Consider the following 18038-nt stretch of genomic DNA (forward strand, 5'->3'; position numbering starts at 1 on the left):
GGGCAGACCCATACACACTCATGGAGTACGAGACGCCGCTTTTCTTCCACGTCATGGAGTACGCCGACCGTGCGGAGACCGACGTCATCGACATGGTCAGCGGCAACCCCGACTGGGAGCCACCCGAGGCGCTTCGAACCGGCCTCCACGAGTTCGCCGACGCCGACCCGGACCGATTCCAGTATCCCCCGAGCGACGGACTGGTCGAACTGCGCGCGGAAATCGCCGACCGCCGCGGCGTCGACGTCGACCAGGTCGTCATCACGAACGGGGCGGGCGAAGCGAACTATCTCGCGATGGCCCGAGCGATGGAACGCAACCGGGGGAGCGAGATCCTGTTGACCGAACCCGTCTACCCCTACTATCCCGGCAAGACGACGATGCTCGGGGGTACACAGCGTTTCGTCGCGACGGACGAGACCGGCCAACTCGATCCCGCCGACGTGCGCGCCGCCGCAAGCGACGAGACGGCCGCCATCGTCGTCAACTCGCCGAATAACCCGACGGGTGCGGTGTATCCCGAGGAAACCGTTCGCGAACTCGTCGCCATCGCCGACGCGTACGACGCGATCCTCATCAGCGACGAGGTCTACGACCACTTCGATCTCTCGGGCCAGTTCTCGAGCGCCCTCGGCGTCGACTCCGAGCACCGAATCGTCACCAACGCCTTCTCGAAATCGCTCGCGATCACCGGCTTCCGAGTCGGGTACGCCATCTTCCCGCCCGAACTCGTCGCAAACGCGCGGAGTCGGCACATGCTCGTCAACGTCGCCGGGAGCCGCCCGGCCCAGTACGCGGTGCTACATGCCCTGCGCGAGACGGGACCGGACTACTATCGGCGCAACCGCGAGCTGCTGCGCGAACGCGTCGAGACGTTCACCGATGCGCTGGACGCCGCGGGCGCGGCCTATACAACACCCCAAGGTGCGTTCTACGTCATGGCTCGGTTCGAAGGGTATCCGGGGACGCTCGCAAACATCGAACAATTGATCGACGAGATCGGCGTCGCGGGGATGCCCGGCAACGCGTTCGGGGACTCTCGCAGCGACTGGCTCCGGTTCGCCCTCGTTACCCCGCGCGTCGAGGAAGCCGCCGAACGGTTGGCGCAGTACTTCGATTGATCGGCCGCTCCCGCGAATCGAGTTCTCCGCTGTTCGAACACCGACGGCCCTCGAGTTCGCGCTTTCGAACGCCGCCGAAGCAGCGAAGGCGAGTGGATACCGGGTACCGCTTCCACTGCTAGCTTTATCAGCCGGGTCGATGTCGTCATCCCTATCGCTATGAACTACACCGAGTTCATCGGCCAGGTCCAACACGAACTCGAGTACGCACAGGCCGGCCAGGCCGTTCGGGCGAGCCGAGCCGTCCTGACGACGCTGGGAGAACGGCTCCATGAGGGAGAGGCAACCGATCTCGCCAGCCCGCTCCCGATGGAGATCGACCGGTATCTGATCGCGGCCGACCACGGACAGCGCTTCGACTATCAGGAGTTTCTCGACCGGGTTGCCGAACGGGAAGGCGTCGATCGTTCCGATGCGAACTACCACGCCCAGCAGCTGGTTGCTGTCGTCGCGGCCGTGGTTCCCCCAGGGAACATCGAAAAAGTACGGAATGGCCTGCCGGAGGATTTCGATCCGCTGTTCGAACTGATCGACGAGTCAACTCTCGAATGACCCGAGAGCACGTCGGTGACGGCCGCATACTCGTCGCCTACGACGGCTCGGAACCGGCAACGGCCGCACTCGAGTTCGCGCTCGAAACGTTCCCCGACGCGGCGATCACCGCCCTCTACGTGATCCCGATCGCAGAAACGACGGTCGAACCGCTCGAGGGGCCGGAACTCCGACTCCCCATCACCGAGCAGGCCCGCGAGTACGCGACCGACCTCCTCGAGGAGGCGACCGCGCTCGCTGCGAGCGCGGATCGTGAACTCGAGACGGAGATCGCGGCGGGCAAGCCGGAGCGACGGATCGTCGATCGGGCGGCCGATGAGGGTTACGAGACGGTCGTTATCGGGAGCCACGGGCGGGAGGGCGTGTCTCGCGTGTTGCTCGGGAGCGTCGCGGAGAGCGTCGTTCGACGGTCGCCGGTCCCGGTTGCGGTCGTCCGATAACTGGTGTGTTCCGTCGTGTCCCTGTCCTTCGTTCGGCCCGAGACCCGCGCTGGACCGACGAATACTCGTGTGATCGAACCGAATCGGCTGGCATGAGTGGAATCGACGTCGAAGTCGTCGACGAGGACGAGACGGAGACTGTCGCCGGTGCGGACGGTGGCGAAACCGAGAGCGACGACTCGAATACGATCGAGGTTACACCGACGAGTTCGTCCGACGAGGAGCCAGCGCGGGAAACGGTCGATGTCGAGCCGTCCGACGAGCCGATCGACGGGCCGGAGTACGTCCTCTACGGCGGGAAAGGTGGCGTCGGCAAGACGACGATGGCCGCCGCGACCGCGCTCGATAGCGCCCGGGGCGGGACCAGCACGCTCGTCGTCTCGACGGACCCCGCCCACTCGCTCTCCGATACGTTCGAGATCGACGTGCCCGCCGAACCGGCTCGACTTCGCGAGGACGTGCCGCTCTACGGTGCCGAGATCGACCCCGAAACGGCTGCGGAACGCGGCCAGGCGATTTTCGGTGGCGGCGGTGAGGACGCCGAGTTCGGTGCGGGCGACGGATCCGACGGATCCGATGGATTCGGCGAGGGCGGCCCGTTCGGCGGCTCCGGCGACCAGAGCGGAGCCGGCGGCCTGGGTGAACTCGGTGGACTCGGCGACATGCTCGGCGGGGAGAATCCCATGGAAGCGATGCTCGGTGGTGCGATGCCCGGTGCGGACGAGGCCGCGGCGATGCAGTTGTTGCTCGCGTACATGGACGACGAGCGATTCGACCGCGTCGTCGTCGACACGGCACCGACGGGTCACACCTTGCGATTGCTTCAGTTGCCGGAGGTCATGGACACGATGGTCGGCCGGATGCTCAAGTTCCGCCAGCGACTAAGCGGCATGTTCGAGGGAATGAAGGGGCTGTTCGGCGGCCAGGACGACGAGGAGCAGACGCAGGATCTGTCCGACCTGAAGGAGTTGCGAACGCGTATCGAACGGCTCCGGTCGGCGCTCCAGGATCCCACGCGCACGGACTTTCGGATCGTGATGATCCCCGAGGAGATGAGCGTCTACGAGTCGACGCGGCTGCGCGAGCAGTTACGGGAGTTCGAGATACCCGTCGGCACGGTCGTGGTCAACCGCGTGATGGAGCCGCTTTCGAACGTCACCGACGACGTCGACGGCGAGTTCTTGCAGCCGAACCTGGACGATTGCGAGTTCTGTCAGCGCCGCTGGGACGTCCAGCAGTCGGCGCTCGCGGAGGCCCAGGACCTCTTTCGGGGGCCGGACGTGCGACGAGTGCCGCTGTTCGCCGACGAGGTTCGCGGCGTGGGAATGCTCGAAGTCGTTGCGGCCTGTCTCCGGTAGTCGGCCACTCGATCGTCTCGCCTCGAAACCGCTCTCGAATCCGTCGAGGCAATCCGGTCGCCACGTCGAGAACGGCGTTTACCTGCGCTTACGCCCGATTATTCCTGCTCGTCGATGGGAAGCAACGCGCGATACGTGGGCGATGATTCGATGTGGGCCCGAAAGTGATTTTCCGCTGTCCGTCTCGGCGTGCCGTCACCTGTATCGGCCGCGCCGGTTACGACCGCAACGGAACACCGCTCTCAGCGATTCGTCGCGTTGAACTCGTTGCGATGACGGTAGAGGTATGCTGCAATGAGCCCCGAAACCACGGCGCTACCGAGCGCTGAGGGGTCGCCGGTGGTGATCCCTGCGGCAAGGCCACCGAACGTACTCCCGGTATAGAGGAGAACCATCCAACTCCAGGCCCAGTACAGCCCGTTCCACAATCCCGCGGCTAGAACGAGCATACCGAGGCCGAACCCGAGCAGCAACGCTGGGGCGACGAGCGACAGCAGAGTTTTCGACGCGAGACGTGGCTCAAGGTCGACGATGGAGACCATGCCGAAACCGGCCACGGCGAACGCACAGAGGCCCGTGACGCCCGCAAGAGTTTTGACACCGAGAGCAGGTTCGCCTGAAGGCGTCTCGGTGCCGCTGTGTTCCATCAATCGCGTGGACGGGAAGTCGCTATATATCGATACTGATCGGCGCCCTCCCTATCCGGCAGGATTTCCACCGGCAGGCACCGCTTTGAACTCGTTCGGTACGGCGGCAAAACACACACGACAAATCGTGTCGTATTCGGTTTCAGCATCGATGATCGAGATACTGATAATCGCGTTTGTAAGCGTCGTAGCCGTGGTTCTGCTATTTCTCCCAAACTGGGCGATCCACTGGTGGCAGACGCAGAAACGGGATGAGATCGACTCAGAGTAGTCCATCCGTCACAACCGGTCGTGCTTCGCGATTGCGCTGCTGTGACGACGGTGAGTAGAACTCCGTCATCTCCAGACGACCGGTGGCTGAACGTCTGTGATACCGCCCAGCTCCGTCGCAAAGACGAGAATCGATACTGCTCCCGGTTGCGACACCGCCCAACGCCATCGTCTTCGCGGCTACATCTCGCTCTCCCAGATGGCCCGCGTCGCCGTCGGACTCAAACGTCAACGAGATCGTATTGATCACGCTCGTCGCACTGCTGTGGCTCCCGATGGCGCGGTGTATCGACCTGGGGTTGCTCCCCACCGAGTTCGCCGAGGCCTGGAGCGGCTACCTCCACTCGATCCGACAGTCTCTTGCGATGACAGGCCGTTCCCAGACGCTGGGAATCGGCGCGCCGCTTGATTGGGGCCCTCGCCAACGATAGACACGGGCACGACGCGACGACGCAGCCGAGTTCAGCTGACGCCCGGCCTCCCCCCAGGCGAAACGCCACACCCGGAGACCGCGCTCCCATAGCAGTGAACTCGTCATCCTTCGGCCCTTCTGTCCCATGACATCGCTTTCAGCTCAGGAACGTTCGATTCTCGCCGTTCTCGAGACGACGCAGGCGATAACCGTCGCGGAGATTGCGACGGCGCTCGAGATGACGATCCACCCGATGACGGTCGACCGACACTGTCGAGCGCTGCAGCGGGCGGGCTACGTGAATAGACGCCCGGGTGGCGCGTACACGTTGACCTGTTCTGGAGCGTCAGTACGGCAGGCGGCTGCGGATTGACCTGTCGCCGACCACGGCGCGACTAGTCGCGTGTGGTGAGTGCAACGGAGTTGACCGTGTCTCTGTCGGTATCCTTGCCGGCCTTGCTGTCGAGTTCCGTATCGTCCTTGTCGTCGAAATCCGCCCTCTCCGGAGCCGAGCGCCCGCTCCCCGCTGGAAACACCTCCTCGAGTGCGCACTCGAAGCAGTAGTGGTTGCGTCCCTCGGAACCCGTGTAGACTGGAATACCGGCGACTGTGAACTCGGTTCGATACCGCCGCACCAGGCCCTTCTCAATCCGGGAGCGACAGCTCGCACAGCGTTCGGCACACTCCGCTTCTGGGCGGATGACACGACTGTCGACGGAGTTGGTGTATCCGAACTGCGACAATGTGCCTCGTCGGTTCAGTCGGCGTCGGAACCTGGGCGTCACGAAGATACCGAGAGCGACGAGACCGAGCATGACGGCAAGGACAATCGCTGGCGGCAGTAGCTCGCCATCTGTGAGTCCTTCGTCCGCGAGCTTTAGAGCGACTGTGAGCGTCCCGAGAAGTCCAACGATGATCGAGAGCCAACCGGCGATACTGTAGAGGACGTTCGAAACTGCGTCCGCGAGTTCAACGGTATCGAGTTCCGAGTTCGACATGACCGGTAACCGTTTCTTTCTATTCGGGGATTTGTAAAAGAGTTACTATAGTGATACGACAGCGTCAGGCGAGTTTCCGAAGGAGGCCGTAGGCCGCATCTCGCAGCCGATCCGGCAGGAACCGAGCGTAGACGCCGTACTGGGCCAGCGGCCCGACGGGATACCGCGCCGGCGGCTCCGGCGTCGAGGCCGCATCGAGAATCGCTGCCGCAACATCGTCGGCTTCGGATGCGAAGGGGCCGCCTGCGCCGCCCCCGATCAACTGCGCCTCGTCGTAGAGTTCGTACAGCGACTCGTAGGCTGGGGTCCGCTCGTCTTCGGGCAGTTCCTCGTCGACGCGGTTCGTGAAGTTCGTCTCGACCGGGCCGGGTTCGATCAGGGTGACGTCGATACCGAACTCGTCGACCTCGGCGCGCAGCGAGTCGGTCATCGCCTCGAGTGCGTGTTTCGAGCCGGCGTAGGTGCCGGAGCCGGGGATAGAGATGCGGCCGATCACGCTCGAGACGTTGATGATCCGGCCCTCGCCCTGGGCGCGCATATGTGGCAGTGCGGCGCGGATGAGCCGGTGGGGGCCGTAGACGTTGACATCGAACTGGCGGTGGAGATCCGCCGTCGAGATGTCTTCGAGGGGACCCATCTGGGCGTAGCCGGCGTTATTGACGAGACAGTCGATCGAGCCGGCGATGTCGACGGTTCGTTCGACGACGGACGCGATCTGGTCGGGATCGGTTACGTCGAGTTCGAGTGTCGTACAGCCGGCCTCCTCGAGATCGGTGATGTCGTCCGCGTTGCGGGCCGTTGCGATGACTTGCCAGTCTCGCTGGAGAAATGCCTTGGCAGTGGCGCGCCCGATACCGGACGAACAGCCGGTGATCAGGACGGATTGTTTGCGTGTGTAGCGGTCGTCGTCGGCGTCCGTGTTCGACGACGTGCGATCGTCACGGTCGGACTGGGATGGAGTCGTCGTTCCGGTCGCGGTCGCGGTCTCGGGATCGGTCGATCCCCGGGATCGGTCGGTGTCGGCGCTGTCGGCCCCGACCTCGTCGGATTCCGCGGGACTCTCGTCTTCCTCAGCGGTGGCCATGTGTGACCCGTTCGTGAGACGATACCTAAGTATCGACGGTTTGTCGCGCTCGGTGGAAGTTCTATCGGTGATGAGGGTCAGTCGTGTAATCGGGACTGGGATCGGTGCAGCGGCATCTCACTCCGAGAGGTTTCGCCGTTCGTTCATGAGTGCTGCTGCCGTGTCGGCCCAGTCGCTCCAGAGGAAGCCCGCCGTGACGACGACCGTCCACCAGGCGTAACTGAGAACGATACCGACGTACACGCCGGGAAGGCCGTAGTCGAGCGTGATCCCCGCGAGGTAGGACACGCCGAGCATGAAGCCGAACGTGCCGGTAAAGCGGGCGTAAAACGGCGTCCGCGTGTCACCTGCGCCTCGGAGGCTTCCGGAGATCGGGAAGAAGATACCGAAGAACAGCATCGAGACGCCGAAGACGCGGGTGAACGTGGCGGCGTGGGTGAGCGTCTCGGCGTCGTTCGTGAACACGCGGGCGATCGGCGTTGCGCCGACGACCAGAACGACACCGGCAATTCCGAGCGTCAGGACGCTGAGCGCGGTCATTGCGAGCCCCGAAAACCGTGCATCATCCGGTCTGCCGTCACCCAGGGTCTGCCCGACGACGATGCTCGCGGCGACGTTGAACGACCGGTACAGCGGCCCGGTGAGTTGCTGGTAGATTCGGCGGCCGATGTGGTAGGCGGCGTTGACCTCCGTGCCGAACGTGAGCAATAGCGCGTTGAACGGGAAGTTCGCGAGCGACGTGCTCATCCCCTCCGCGAAGTTCGGGAGACTGACGGCGACCAACTGGCGCGTGATCGTCACCGATCGCGGGCGGGCGAACGAGAGTTCGGTCCAGGCGCTCGCGATTGCGGCGGTTATCATGATGGCCTCGATCGTTCGACTGACCGCCGTCGCCAACCCGACGCCGACGATGCCGAGTTCGGGAAAGACGCCGATCCCGAGTCCGAGTCCGACCGTCATGACGATGTTAACCCCGTTCGCGACGACGTTGACGGCCATCGGTGTCCGCGTGTCGCCGGTTCCCTGTAGCGATCGGGCACCGACGAGGCCGACGATTCGCATGGGCGCTGCGACGAAGACGAGCGCGAGGTACTGCCCGCCCATTCGGACGACCTCGGGTTCGGCACCGAGGACGGCGATGAGGGAGTTCGAGAGGGCGAGGCCGACGGCGATCAGCGGCAGGCCGGCCAGGAACCCGATGAGGATCGCCTGGGTGATCGCTCGGTCGCGCGTCGCCGTCGCCTCCCTGCCGGTATCCTGGCTGGAGAGGGCGATCGAACCGGTGCCGAGTCCGAGGCCGATGCGAAGTGGAATCTGCGCGTAGAGGTCCGCGAGCCCGATCGCGGCGACGGCGGCCGGCGAAAAGAGTCCGGTGACGACGATGTCGACCGTCCGCATCAGCGTGTTGAACGTCTGCTGGAGCGCGATCGGCCAGGACAGCGAAATCGTCCGTCGCCAGACGCCGAGTACGCGCGATCGGTCGACCATCTGTATCCGTTTTGGCAAGAGGTTGATCCGTCATATCAGGCTGCCGATAGCGGAATCCCGGTGCCGTCTGCGTATCGAATACCGCATTCGGCGGGACACGAATGCGAGTTCAGAGACCAGGATTCAGGAGTCCACGTAGTCGCGTTTGGCCTCGGTGGCGTAGCTATCGGCGAGGCGGACGGGCTCCGGCAGCTTGTAGGAAGACGCCAACGCGAGCGCGATATCGGCGGCCGTCTCAGGACCGATGCGGTGGCCGGGGCTGACGTACAGCGGGTTGATGTACCGATTCGGCGAGTCGTACTGGCGCGTCTGGACGGCGTAGCCGAGTAGCGTCCCCTCCGGTGCGTCGACCTTCGCGTTCGCCTCGATGCCAACGCGCGTTCCGGTCTGCAGGTCCGCCGTCTCCTCGCGAGGCGTGCCACAGAGGAGACTCTTCGCGACGCCGACGCTCGGCACGTCACACACGACGCCGATGTGGGTCGCGATTCCGGCTTGCCGAAAGTGGATGCGACCGCTCCCGTCGAAGAGGAAGAGGTCGGGTTCGACAGAGAGTTCGTCGAGTGCCGCGAGAATAGCGCCGCCTTCGCGGAAGGACAGCAGCCCCGGAATGTAGGGCGTTTCGAGGTCGGTAACGGCGGCGACGCGCTCGATCACTTCGCCGCCGCGCACGGCGACGACGGCGCTCAGCGCTCGGTCCTGATCGCCCGCGTCGTTGGTGAGAAACGACTGGTCGGCGCCGACGACGGTCGGCGGATCGGCGTCGGCCGCGGCGCTCGCGGCCAGCGGATTCGTCAGCGACTCGCAATCGAACGTGAACTCGTCGGTGAAGACGGCGGTGTCGGCGATTTCGCGCTGGAGGGATTCCATTGCCGCGCGGTCGAGTTCGGGATCGGGTGCGAGATCGGGGCGGGGCGGAGGTGCACACATTGGTCGTGGTAGTAGGTGTTGTGACCGAGCGAAAATAGGCGTTGAGGATGATACGGCGACGAGGAGGAACGGGAGAGTGGAGTAGTGGCAGGAACGAGGTGCGGTGACGACGGTGTGGACGGTTAGAAGCGCCGACGACCGCCGGGGCCGCCGGGACCGCCCGGGCCACCCGGCCCGCCGCCACCGAGTCTGAACTGCCCCGACGTGCGGACGGTTTTGGTTCGTTTGACGTACTCGCCGTAGGCGAGGCCGACGAGGAGACCGACGAGGTGAGCCGCGTGAGCGATATCTCCGCCGCCACCGGTGCCGATGAAGAAGATGCTAATGACCGCGGTCCCGGCCGTGAGTACCCAGATCGGAACGGGGAAGATCATGTAGAGGTAGACGGTGAGTTTCGGGTTCAGGACGGTGAGCACGCCCATGATCGCGAGGGCTGCACCGCTGGCACCGAGGACGCCGCCAAAGCCCGGGATAACCGGCCCCTGATAGATTTGGATGGCAACCTGGCTGAGTCCGGCCAGGGCACCGCTGACGATAAACAGCGCCGCGAACTTCCGCGACCCGACGTAGCGCTCGACGAGCGGGCCGAAGAAGAATATCACGATGCTGTTGAACACGATATGGAGGATACCACCATGGGCGAAGACGGACGTCACCCACGTCCAGACGTACTCCGGATGCTGGGGCGTCAGGACGAACAGATCCCGGACAAGTCCGGGGTAATTGAGTACCCCACTAACAGCACCCACGACGATCTGTGCGAGGAACGTGAGCCACATCAGCGCGAGGAACGTATACGTCATGTTCCCGCGGAAGTACGCGAGCGGCCCGCCCGGTCCGGTATCGATCGGGAGGGCGTCGAGAACGCGCGAACTCGCGCTCTTCGACGTGCTTGTCCCGCCGTTGACGCTCTCGTCGAAGCCGCTGTCGAAGACGCCGCTCGGATCGTTCCAGTTTTGCAGGCCGGAGCAATCGTGGTTCTCTGGCAGCCGGTGGTCGGCACAATAAGTGCCGCCACAGTGCCGACAGTTGTACGGCATGTTTTCGTCTTTCCCACACACGTCGCACGTAGCCATTGATGGGGGTATGCACGGCGTCGCTAAGGGGTTTGGGGTTCGTGTGACTGACGGGTGCATGACGAGAGCAGTATGGGAGTTCTGACCGGACTGTACATTTTTAGCGCCGCGAGCCCCATACTGAGACGTGCAAGAGTTCGAGCGCAAGCAACTGCTCGAGCGCGTCGAGCGCGAGGGCGCGACCGTCGGCGCGGACATTCCGGAGACGATCACGGTCCAGGGCGAGGAGATCGACCTCCGAACGTTCGTCTTCGAGATCAAACGCCGCGAGACCGTGCCAGCCGGCGAGCGCGATCGCGTCGAGCAGGCGAAACGCAACCTCCGCCGGGAACGCGTCGAGCGCATCGAGGCGATCGAGGAGGGCGACATCACCCGCGAGGAGGGCGAGGAACTGGCACAGAGCATCATCGGGATCGACCGGGGCCTGAACGCCCTCGAGAACCTCGGGCCGACGGATCTCGAGCGCGAACAAAAAGCCCAGCAGGCCGCCGACACGAAACGCTGGATGTCGTTCCTGAAACAGGCGCTCGGCCGCGAGGACGACGCGAGTTCACGGAGGGGGCGCTGATCGCGATGGCGACCAACGCCGAAATCGCCGGCCGCTTCGAGGAGTTCGCCGACCTGCTCGAGGCCGACGACGTGGAGTACAAACCGCGCGCGTACCGCCGCGCGGCTGAAAACGTCCGTGCGCACCCGTCACCGATCGCCGACTACGTCGAGGCGGGCGACCGCGACGCCATCGAAGACATCGACGGCGTCGGCGACGCGATCGCCACCAAAATCGTCGAGTACGTCGAAACGGGTTCGATCGATGAACTCGAGGAACTGCAGGCTGAACTCCCGATCGACATCGCCGACATCACCCGGATCGAGGGCGTCGGCCCGAAGACGGCCGGGAAGCTGTACCACGAGCTGGGTATCGAAACCCTGGACGATCTCGAGGCGGCCGCCGAAGCGAACGAGATACAGGCGGTCTCTGGTTTCGGCCCGAAAACCGAGCAGAACATCCGCGACAACATCGAGTTCGCCCGCGAGGTCGGGACGCGCCAACTGCTCGGCGAGGCGCGCCCGCTCGCCGACGACGTGCTCGCCGAACTCGAGGGGATCGAGGAAGTCGAACGCTGCGAGGTCGCCGGCTCGATCCGGCGGTGGCGTGAGACGATCGGTGACGTCGACGTCCTCGTCGGAACGAACGACAACGAGGCCGTCATCGAGCAGTTCGTCGAATGGGACTCCGTCGACAGCGAGATCGAGTCGGGACCGGCGAAGGCGAGCGTTCGCGTCGGCGAGATTCGCGTGGATCTTCGCGTCGTCGTCCCCGACGAGTTCGGCGCGGCGCTGCAGTACTTTACGGGGAGCAAGGACCACAACGTCAGCCTGCGAAACTACGCGATCGATCGGGGGTTGAAGGTGAACGAGTACGGCGTGTTCGACGTGAGCGAGGTCGACGCCGGCCCAGACGGCGACGGGTCGGACTCGGCGACGGACGGCAGTCAACGCGTCGGCGACCGGCTGGCGGGCGAGACGGAGGAGGGGATGTACGAGGCCCTCGGGCTGGACTGGATGCCGCCCGAGTTGCGGACGGATCGGGGCGAGATCGAGGCATCCGAGTCGGGAACGCTTCCCGACCTGCTTACGCGCGAGGACATCCGTGGCGACTTCCACAGCCACACGGAGTGGTCGGACGGCAACAACACCATCGAGGAGATGGTCGAGGCCGCCGACGGGCGCGGCTACGATTACTTCGGACTCGCCGACCACGCCGAGGGACCGGGTATCGTCGGCGGAATGGGGCTATCGGACACCGAAATCCTAGAGCAGGTCGAGCAGATCCGCGAAGTCGACGCCGCGAGCGACATCGCCGTCTTCGCCGGCATCGAGGCGAACGTCGACGCCGACGGCGAGATCGGCCTCTCCACGGAGGCCATCGACGCCCTCGACGTGATCGTCGCGTCGACGCACAGCGCCCTCGACCAGGACACCGAGCGGGCGACGAACCGGCTCGTTCGCGCGGTCGAAAACCCCGCGGTCGACGTACTGGGCCATCCGAGCGGCCGACTGCTGAACGAACGCTCCGGACTCGACTTCGACGCGACCGCCCTCGGCGAGGCGGCCGCCGAACACGACACCGCACTCGAGGTAAACAGCAACCCGCGACGCCTGGACCTGTGGGGTAGCGCCGTCCAGGCCGCCATCGACGCGGGTGCCAAGATCGCCATCAACACGGACGCCCACCAGCCGTCGACGCTCGAGTTCATGCGCTGGGGCGTCCACACGGCCCGCCGCGGGTGGGCCGAACCGGGAGACGTAATCAACACCTGGGAACTCGAGGCGGTGCGGGAGTTCTTGCACTGATCGGCTGTGCCGTTTTCGAACAGCCCATGCAATTTCTCCTCGACACCATGTGCGGCGGCCTCGTCTCGTACCTCCGAATGTGCAACTACGACACCGTCTACGCCGGCGACCGGAATCTGGAGGCGGACGACGACGTGATCGCCGCCGCTCGCGCCGACGACCGAACGATCGTGACGCGCGATAGTGAACTCGCGAACCGTGCCGCGGACGCGATTCTCTTGACGGCACACGAGGTCGACGAGCAACTCGCGCAACTGCACGAGGCCGGCGTCGAACTCGAACTCCCGCCGGAACCGGCCGTTTGCGGGCGGTGCAACGGACGGCTCGAACGGGTCGATCCGTCAGAATCGACGCCGGAGTACGCGCCAGAACCCGGCGCGTTCGAGAGCGAAACGCCGGCCGCCGGTCGGGACGACGGATCGTCACGGTCGTCGACGGGCCCTACCCCGGTCTGGCGCTGTCAGTCGTGCGGGCAGTATTTCTGGCGCGGCAGTCACTGGGAACGGGTTGGCGAGACGCTTCCCGATTGCTGATCGACGCTCTGGACTGCGGCGCTGGGAAGGGGGGAGAGTGCGTGGAGGAGGAGCGGACGGAACGATGCCGTGATTCGATGAGAAACGACCGACGCCTCAGTAAACGGCCGCATCGTCGAACCGGCCGTCGTATGCGATGTGATCCGGATGCGTCGGCTCCGTGCCGGAGAGAAACAGCCGGTCGGCCTTCTCCCAGGTGTTCTCATAGCCCAGATGGAGCAACTCGTTCGCCGTCGTTCGCCACCGTCGCAGGCCGTTCTTATAGACGACGCGCCGCGAGACGCCGTCGTCGAGTGCATCGAGGAGGTCCCGTTCCGTTTCGATCGCCCGCTCGAAGACGGTGTAGGCGCTCCCGATCGAACGCGGGAGATGGGCGTAGGACGACGTATACGGGGGATACTCGAGTTCAGTTGCGAGTTCCCGAGCCCGCCGGTTGTGGTGGGGCAGATGCTTCGGGTTGAAAATCTCGATCGCGTCGATCGTCCCCTCGTAGCGGTACAGATCGGCGGTCGTGAGACTGACGGTGGCGAACTCGGGATGCGGAACGAGGACCGTTGCGTCCTGGCGGTCGAACTCGGCCATCGCCGCTTCGAGCGAGATGAAATCGGGAACTGGGTCCTCGAGACCCAGCGCGAGGACGTGTTTCCGGTCCGTCCAGGTGCCGGTAAACACCTCGCGGGCGGGGATGACCAACAGCTCTTCGGTCGAATACCGGGCTGCAATCTCGCGAATCTCCGGTAGCCGCCGGAAGTGCGGTGCATAGACCATCGCGTCGAGTCCTGCCTCGGTCGCCCGTTCGATCACGGCCTCGTTGAGGACCTTCGTGTGACAGTCGACTCGAGACGCCACTCCGTCGCTCACGTCACTCACATGCCCCCGTTTCGCGACCGAAAAGTTATGAATTCTGATTCTGAACTCGGTTAACGGTTGGATCTGGGCCGGAATGGTGTATGGCTGTCACTATCAGACTCGGCATCTCACGATTATTTCTTGTCATTTCTACACCTGTCGCTACCGATTCGATGGTCACGAGTTCCATCCTGCTCCCTGGCGGTGGGACTTCTATGTCTGTTTGCGATCACATAGACTGCGAAAAGACCATTAGGACGGCCTCTCGAGTTCACTGTGAAGACGAATGGCCTGGGAATGTGGAATCGATGGCTGTGGCGAGGTCTTCGCGGATGTCGAATCGGCCGTCGTCCATCAGGCGACCGAGCACGACCAGTGTGAGTGCAACGTCTGTGGGACGGTCGTTCCGGACGGCTATCTCGCGATTCGGCACGCCTTTACGGAACATAGTCGTGCGGAGTACGTCCGCGCGTACGGCGCGAGTTCAGCCGAGGTTCGCGAGCGCGAGGAACTGCTGTCGGCGATCGAGGATGTGGCGGATACCGAAGCGATCGCAACTGAGTTAGATCGGTAGCGGGTCGGCGCGACAGTCGAAGTGCCAGTCGGGAAAAAGCGGTGCTGGTGGGTGTTCGCAATTCGAGACGAGATGCGCCGGACGGTGGTCGTCTTAGCGCTCGTCGCTGTCCAGCACGCGAATCTGGTCCCCGCGGACCGTCACCGGGATCGGAACCGTCGCCTCGTAGAGTTCGACCGTCACCTGATCTTTGCCCTCGTCGATGCGCTGGACCTGGGCCTTCTCGCCCTTGAACGGGCCGGCGATGAGTTCGACGATGTCGCCCTCGGCGATCCCTTCGACGTCCGGCTTCGGCGAGAGGAAGTGCTCGACTTCGGAGATATCCGACTCGCCCGGGACGATGTTGCGGGCGTGTGGGATGTCCTCGAGGACGCGGCTCAGGACGGCGTCACCGTCGGCCTCGACCATCACGTAGGAGGTGAGCGAGTCCGGGGCGAGTGCGGCGTGAATCTCGGGTTCCTCGCGGTTGATGATCATGTCCGCGACGGTGCGTTCCTGACTCGCCGTCGTTTTGACAGCGAAGATGCCCATCAGAGACCACCGCCCGGTAACAGAAGCATGATCCCTCCAATGATGAATCCGAGCAATCCGACCAGGAGGATTCCTGCACCGGCGATTTTCGATACCTGGAAGAACTCCTGACTGGTGGGTGTCGTCGCCATTTTCAACACCCGAACGTACGAGGTGAGGTCGTAGGGAACGTCCATATTTGTCTATTCACAGCGCGGGGTCTTTTATTTGTCTTTCGTGTCCCACGTTGCACTCGACGGCCTGTCGTCCAAACCGTTCGACAACGAAGCCGGGCACATGGCAGAAGACGATACCGACCGCGCGGACGAGTACGAATCCGAACGCGAGGCGGAGATCGAAGACGAACTCGAACGGATCGACCGCGATCCCGACGAAGCCGACGACGGGAGCACCGAAGTCGGCTCGCAGAGCGCCCCACGGCGCGACGACCGCGGCGGGGCTGCCGACGATGAACTCGAAGAAACGAGCGAGGAAGCAGAGAACAAGGACGCAGAGAACGAGGCGGACGACCAAGCGGAGACAACCGACTAACACACGGTACTCATTCGATCGCCGGTATCACTTCGTTCTCGTAGAACTCGACGAACTCGGCCTGGTTCGGCCCGATCTGGTGAATCGTGACGTGGTCGAAGCCGGCGTCGACGTACTCCTGGATCGCCGAGATGTGCGCTTCGGGATCCGGCCCGCAGACGACTCGCTCCGCGATTTCGTCCGCCGTAACCGCTTCAGTCGCCTGCTCGAAGTGAGCGGGCGTCGCGAGTTCCCACATGAGTTTCCCCGGCAGTGCCGCTTGCGGCCAGATTTCGTGAGCCGTCTCGATCGCTTCCTGTTCGTCTTCGGCGTAGCAGATGTCGAGTTCAGCGTAGCGGGGTGCGTCCGCGGTCTCGTTTTCGTCCGTCTCGAAGGAGTCGACGAGGGTGTCGTCGGGACGGACGGCGACGAGGCCGTCGCCGATGTCGCCGGCGGCTTGTGCGGTTTTCGGGCCGTCGGCGGCGACGTGGATCGGCGGGAGGTCATCCGGGAGCGTGTAGATGCGAGCGTTCTCGACGGTGTAGTAGTCGCCGTGATAGCTCGTGGTGGTCCCTTCCCAGAGGGTGCGGATGACGTCGACGGCCTCGCGAAGCATCTCGAGTCGGATCTCGTGTTCCGGCCACCGGTCGCCGAGGATGTGTTCGCTCAGTTGCTCGCCGGTGCCGACGCCGAGGAAGAACCGGCCGGGAAGCTGGACGCCGGCCGTTGCGGCCGCCTGGGCGATGATCGCCGGATGGTAGCGGATAATCGGGCACGTGATCGCGGTGCCGAGTCGGAGATCGGTCGTCGCCTGTGCGATCGCGCCGATCACGTTCCAGGCGAACGGGCTCTCGCCCTGGGTCGATGTCCACGGATGGAAGTGATCCGAGATCATCGCGAACTCGAAGGCGGACTGTTCGGCGAGGGTGGCGTAGTCGACGAGTTCGTTGGGGCCGTGTTCCTCGCAGATGAGTTTGTAGCCGATTTCGGTCATGGGTCGGGTGATCGGTCACACCAGATCCGACGCCGACAATTGCGCGCTTGCAACTGCCGAGTCTCGGCAAGCGGCTGCTCAGGGCGGTTCGGGCGGCGTTTGGGTCTGCGTCTCTTGTTCGGGTCGCTCTTCGAGGGTGAGATCGACCGTCTGGTGGTCTCCGTCGCGGACGATCTCGATTTCGATCGTGTCTTCGGGGGAGGTATCGAGCGCCAGAACGGTCGAAAGGCGGTCCTCGTTCGGGATCGGTTCGCCTTCGATGGCGACGATTACGTCGCCGCCGACGGGGACGGGCGTTCCGTCGACGGTCGTCTCCTCGGAGACCGGTTCGAGGACGCCGTCGGCGGGAGAATCGGGGACGGTTTCCGCGACGAGTACGCCGCGCGGTTCGTCGAGGTCGTTCGCCTCGGCGATCCGTGGCCCGACCGGGAGGACGCCGACGCCCATGTAGGCGTGTTCGTACGTCCCGGTGTCGATAAGTTGCGGGACGACTCGTTCCGCGAGGAGTGCGGAGATGGCAAAGCCGATCGTCTGGCTGGCACCGGCGAAGACGATGCCGAGCACGTCGCCGTCGAGAGTGACGAGCGGGCCGCCGCTGTTGCCGGGGTTGACCGGCGCGTCGGTCTGGATCGCGGCGGGGATGGCGAAGCCGGTCGGGCTCGGAAGCGAGCGGTCGATCCCGCTGACGAGTCCCTGTGAGACGGAGGCATCAAGTCCGAGCGGGTTGCCGAGGGCGAGCACCTCCTGGCCGATGACGGGGTCGTCGTCGGCAAAGGAGAGTCCGTTGACGATGTCGGGGAAGTCGTCGACCTCGATAACGGCGATGTCGCTGTGCGGATCGGCGCCGACGACCGAGCCGGTTCGCCATTGCTCGTCGCGAAACTGGAGTTCGACGTCGCTCGCCTCGCCGACGACGTGGGCGTTGGTGATGACGTGGTCGTCGACGACGAATCCGGAGCCGAGCCCGCCCTGCTGATTTTCGGTCCCGGTACCGTCGCCGGTGCCCCCAACAACGACGAGAACGACATCGTCGATGCTCTCGTCGTAGATTTCGGTGTACGGACTCTCGGATTCGGTTCCGGAGTCGGATCCGGTTTCGGATCCGGATTCGTTCTCGGAGTCCTGTGCCAGTACAGTCGTGGTTCCGCCGCCGATCAGGGCGACTGTGCCGACCAGGCCGGCCTGTGTTCGAAGGAACTGCCGTCGCGGAAGTGCTCGCTCTCGTTGTCGTTGCATCGTCGTGGGGGTCCCCACCCCGACGAACGCTATAAAACACGCCCCAGCACGGGCGCGGAAACGGAGAATCAGACGGTGGCGCG

At 64.4% G+C, this 18038-nt stretch carries 21 protein-coding genes and 1 pseudogene; 11 read left to right on the forward strand and 11 right to left on the reverse strand.

Features of this window, described 5'->3' with window-relative positions; genetic code table 11:
* The first annotated feature begins 20 nt into the window (after positions 1–20).
* The 4 genes from C480_RS15010 (at position 21) to C480_RS15025 (ending at position 3471) form a co-directional block, all read left to right on the forward strand.
* Positions 21–1121, forward strand: coding sequence for a pyridoxal phosphate-dependent aminotransferase (locus C480_RS15010; RefSeq protein ID WP_006666469.1), 1101 nt, complete (start codon positions 21–23; stop codon positions 1119–1121).
* 159 nt (positions 1122–1280) lie between these two features.
* Entirely contained in the window at positions 1281–1673 is a 393-nt protein-coding gene (locus C480_RS15015; RefSeq protein WP_006666470.1) for a DUF2267 domain-containing protein, read from the forward strand.
* Entirely contained in the window at positions 1670–2113 is a 444-nt protein-coding gene (locus C480_RS15020) for a universal stress protein (protein WP_006666471.1), read from the forward strand. The genes C480_RS15015 and C480_RS15020 overlap by 4 nt, the downstream gene beginning before the upstream one ends.
* A gap of 92 nt (positions 2114–2205) precedes the next feature.
* On the forward strand, positions 2206–3471 hold the full coding sequence (locus tag C480_RS15025) for an ArsA family ATPase (protein WP_006666472.1): 1266 nt from the start codon (positions 2206–2208) through the stop codon (positions 3469–3471).
* 242 nt (positions 3472–3713) lie between these two features.
* On the opposite strand, the gene C480_RS15030 is transcribed toward C480_RS15025, so the two are convergent.
* Complete coding sequence (locus C480_RS15030; protein ID WP_006666473.1) at positions 3714–4118, reverse strand: hypothetical protein; 405 nt, start codon at positions 4116–4118, stop codon at positions 3714–3716.
* 401 nt (positions 4119–4519) lie between these two features.
* On the opposite strand from C480_RS15030, the pseudogene C480_RS22285 reads away from it, so the two are divergent.
* Both C480_RS22285 and C480_RS15035 read left to right on the forward strand, forming a co-directional pair.
* A pseudogene (locus C480_RS22285) lies at positions 4520–4723 on the forward strand (SLC13 family permease); the annotation flags it as partial.
* A gap of 222 nt (positions 4724–4945) precedes the next feature.
* On the forward strand, positions 4946–5173 hold the full coding sequence (locus C480_RS15035; RefSeq protein ID WP_006666475.1) for a MarR family transcriptional regulator: 228 nt from the start codon (positions 4946–4948) through the stop codon (positions 5171–5173).
* Positions 5174–5195: 22 nt separating this feature from the next.
* Here the strand turns inward: C480_RS15035 and C480_RS15040 are convergent, their stop codons facing one another.
* The 5 genes from C480_RS15040 to C480_RS15060 form a co-directional block, all read right to left on the reverse strand.
* Positions 5196–5798 carry a hypothetical protein gene (locus C480_RS15040; protein WP_006666476.1) on the reverse strand — a complete coding sequence of 201 codons (603 nt, stop codon included), beginning with the start codon at positions 5796–5798 and terminating at the stop codon, positions 5196–5198.
* A gap of 64 nt (positions 5799–5862) precedes the next feature.
* Positions 5863–6882, reverse strand: a complete 1020-nt coding sequence (locus C480_RS15045) for an SDR family oxidoreductase (protein ID WP_006666477.1) — start codon at positions 6880–6882, stop codon at positions 5863–5865.
* Positions 6883–6999: 117 nt separating this feature from the next.
* Entirely contained in the window at positions 7000–8370 is a 1371-nt protein-coding gene (locus C480_RS15050; protein WP_006666478.1) for an MATE family efflux transporter, read from the reverse strand.
* A gap of 123 nt (positions 8371–8493) precedes the next feature.
* Positions 8494–9297: an endonuclease V gene (locus tag C480_RS15055; RefSeq protein ID WP_006666479.1), complete on the reverse strand. Its 804-nt coding sequence runs from the start codon at positions 9295–9297 to the stop codon at positions 8494–8496.
* A 122-nt stretch (positions 9298–9419) separates the two neighbouring features.
* Positions 9420–10373, reverse strand: a complete 954-nt coding sequence (locus C480_RS15060) for a rhomboid family intramembrane serine protease (RefSeq protein ID WP_083873389.1) — start codon at positions 10371–10373, stop codon at positions 9420–9422.
* A 127-nt stretch (positions 10374–10500) separates the two neighbouring features.
* Here C480_RS15060 and C480_RS15065 point away from each other — a divergent pair, with 127 nt between their 5' ends.
* From C480_RS15065 to C480_RS15075, 3 genes are read left to right on the forward strand one after another with little or no spacing between them, the layout of a single operon-like run.
* Positions 10501–10941: a DUF5788 family protein gene (locus C480_RS15065; protein WP_006666481.1), complete on the forward strand. Its 441-nt coding sequence runs from the start codon at positions 10501–10503 to the stop codon at positions 10939–10941.
* Between the two features lie 5 nt (positions 10942–10946).
* The gene (polX, locus tag C480_RS15070) at positions 10947–12728 is read left to right on the forward strand and encodes a DNA polymerase/3'-5' exonuclease PolX (protein ID WP_006666482.1); all 1782 of its coding nucleotides are present in this window, start codon (positions 10947–10949) and stop codon (positions 12726–12728) included.
* Between the two features lie 26 nt (positions 12729–12754).
* Entirely contained in the window at positions 12755–13261 is a 507-nt protein-coding gene (locus C480_RS15075) for a Mut7-C RNAse domain-containing protein (RefSeq protein WP_006666483.1), read from the forward strand.
* A gap of 96 nt (positions 13262–13357) precedes the next feature.
* Here C480_RS15075 and C480_RS15080 read toward each other — a convergent pair whose 3' ends face one another.
* The gene (locus tag C480_RS15080; RefSeq protein WP_006666484.1) at positions 13358–14131 is read right to left on the reverse strand and encodes a PHP-associated domain-containing protein; all 774 of its coding nucleotides are present in this window, start codon (positions 14129–14131) and stop codon (positions 13358–13360) included.
* A 265-nt stretch (positions 14132–14396) separates the two neighbouring features.
* Between C480_RS15080 and C480_RS15085 the strand changes: the two genes are divergently transcribed.
* A complete protein-coding gene (locus tag C480_RS15085) occupies positions 14397–14684 on the forward strand; it encodes a DUF7565 family protein (protein ID WP_006666485.1) in 288 nt (95 codons plus the stop codon).
* A gap of 93 nt (positions 14685–14777) precedes the next feature.
* Here C480_RS15085 and C480_RS15090 read toward each other — a convergent pair whose 3' ends face one another.
* Positions 14778–15215, reverse strand: a complete 438-nt coding sequence (locus C480_RS15090) for a transcription elongation factor Spt5 (protein WP_006666486.1) — start codon at positions 15213–15215, stop codon at positions 14778–14780.
* Positions 15215–15391, reverse strand: a complete 177-nt coding sequence (locus tag C480_RS15095) for a protein translocase SEC61 complex subunit gamma (protein ID WP_006108780.1) — start codon at positions 15389–15391, stop codon at positions 15215–15217. Before C480_RS15095 ends, C480_RS15090 begins: the two co-directional genes overlap by 1 nt.
* Before the next feature lie 40 nt (positions 15392–15431).
* On the opposite strand from C480_RS15095, the gene C480_RS15100 reads away from it, so the two are divergent.
* Positions 15432–15746: a hypothetical protein gene (locus C480_RS15100; RefSeq protein WP_006666487.1), complete on the forward strand. Its 315-nt coding sequence runs from the start codon at positions 15432–15434 to the stop codon at positions 15744–15746.
* Between the two features lie 10 nt (positions 15747–15756).
* Here C480_RS15100 and C480_RS15105 read toward each other — a convergent pair whose 3' ends face one another.
* Both C480_RS15105 and C480_RS15110 read right to left on the reverse strand, forming a co-directional pair.
* On the reverse strand, positions 15757–16719 hold the full coding sequence (locus tag C480_RS15105) for a TIGR03557 family F420-dependent LLM class oxidoreductase (protein WP_006666488.1): 963 nt from the start codon (positions 16717–16719) through the stop codon (positions 15757–15759).
* A gap of 78 nt (positions 16720–16797) precedes the next feature.
* Complete coding sequence (locus C480_RS15110; RefSeq protein WP_006666489.1) at positions 16798–17955, reverse strand: S1C family serine protease; 1158 nt, start codon at positions 17953–17955, stop codon at positions 16798–16800.
* Between the last annotated feature and the right edge of the window lie 83 nt (positions 17956–18038).

The organism is Natrialba aegyptia DSM 13077 (assembly GCF_000337535.1).
GTDB lineage: Archaea > Halobacteriota > Halobacteria > Halobacteriales > Natrialbaceae > Natrialba > Natrialba aegyptia.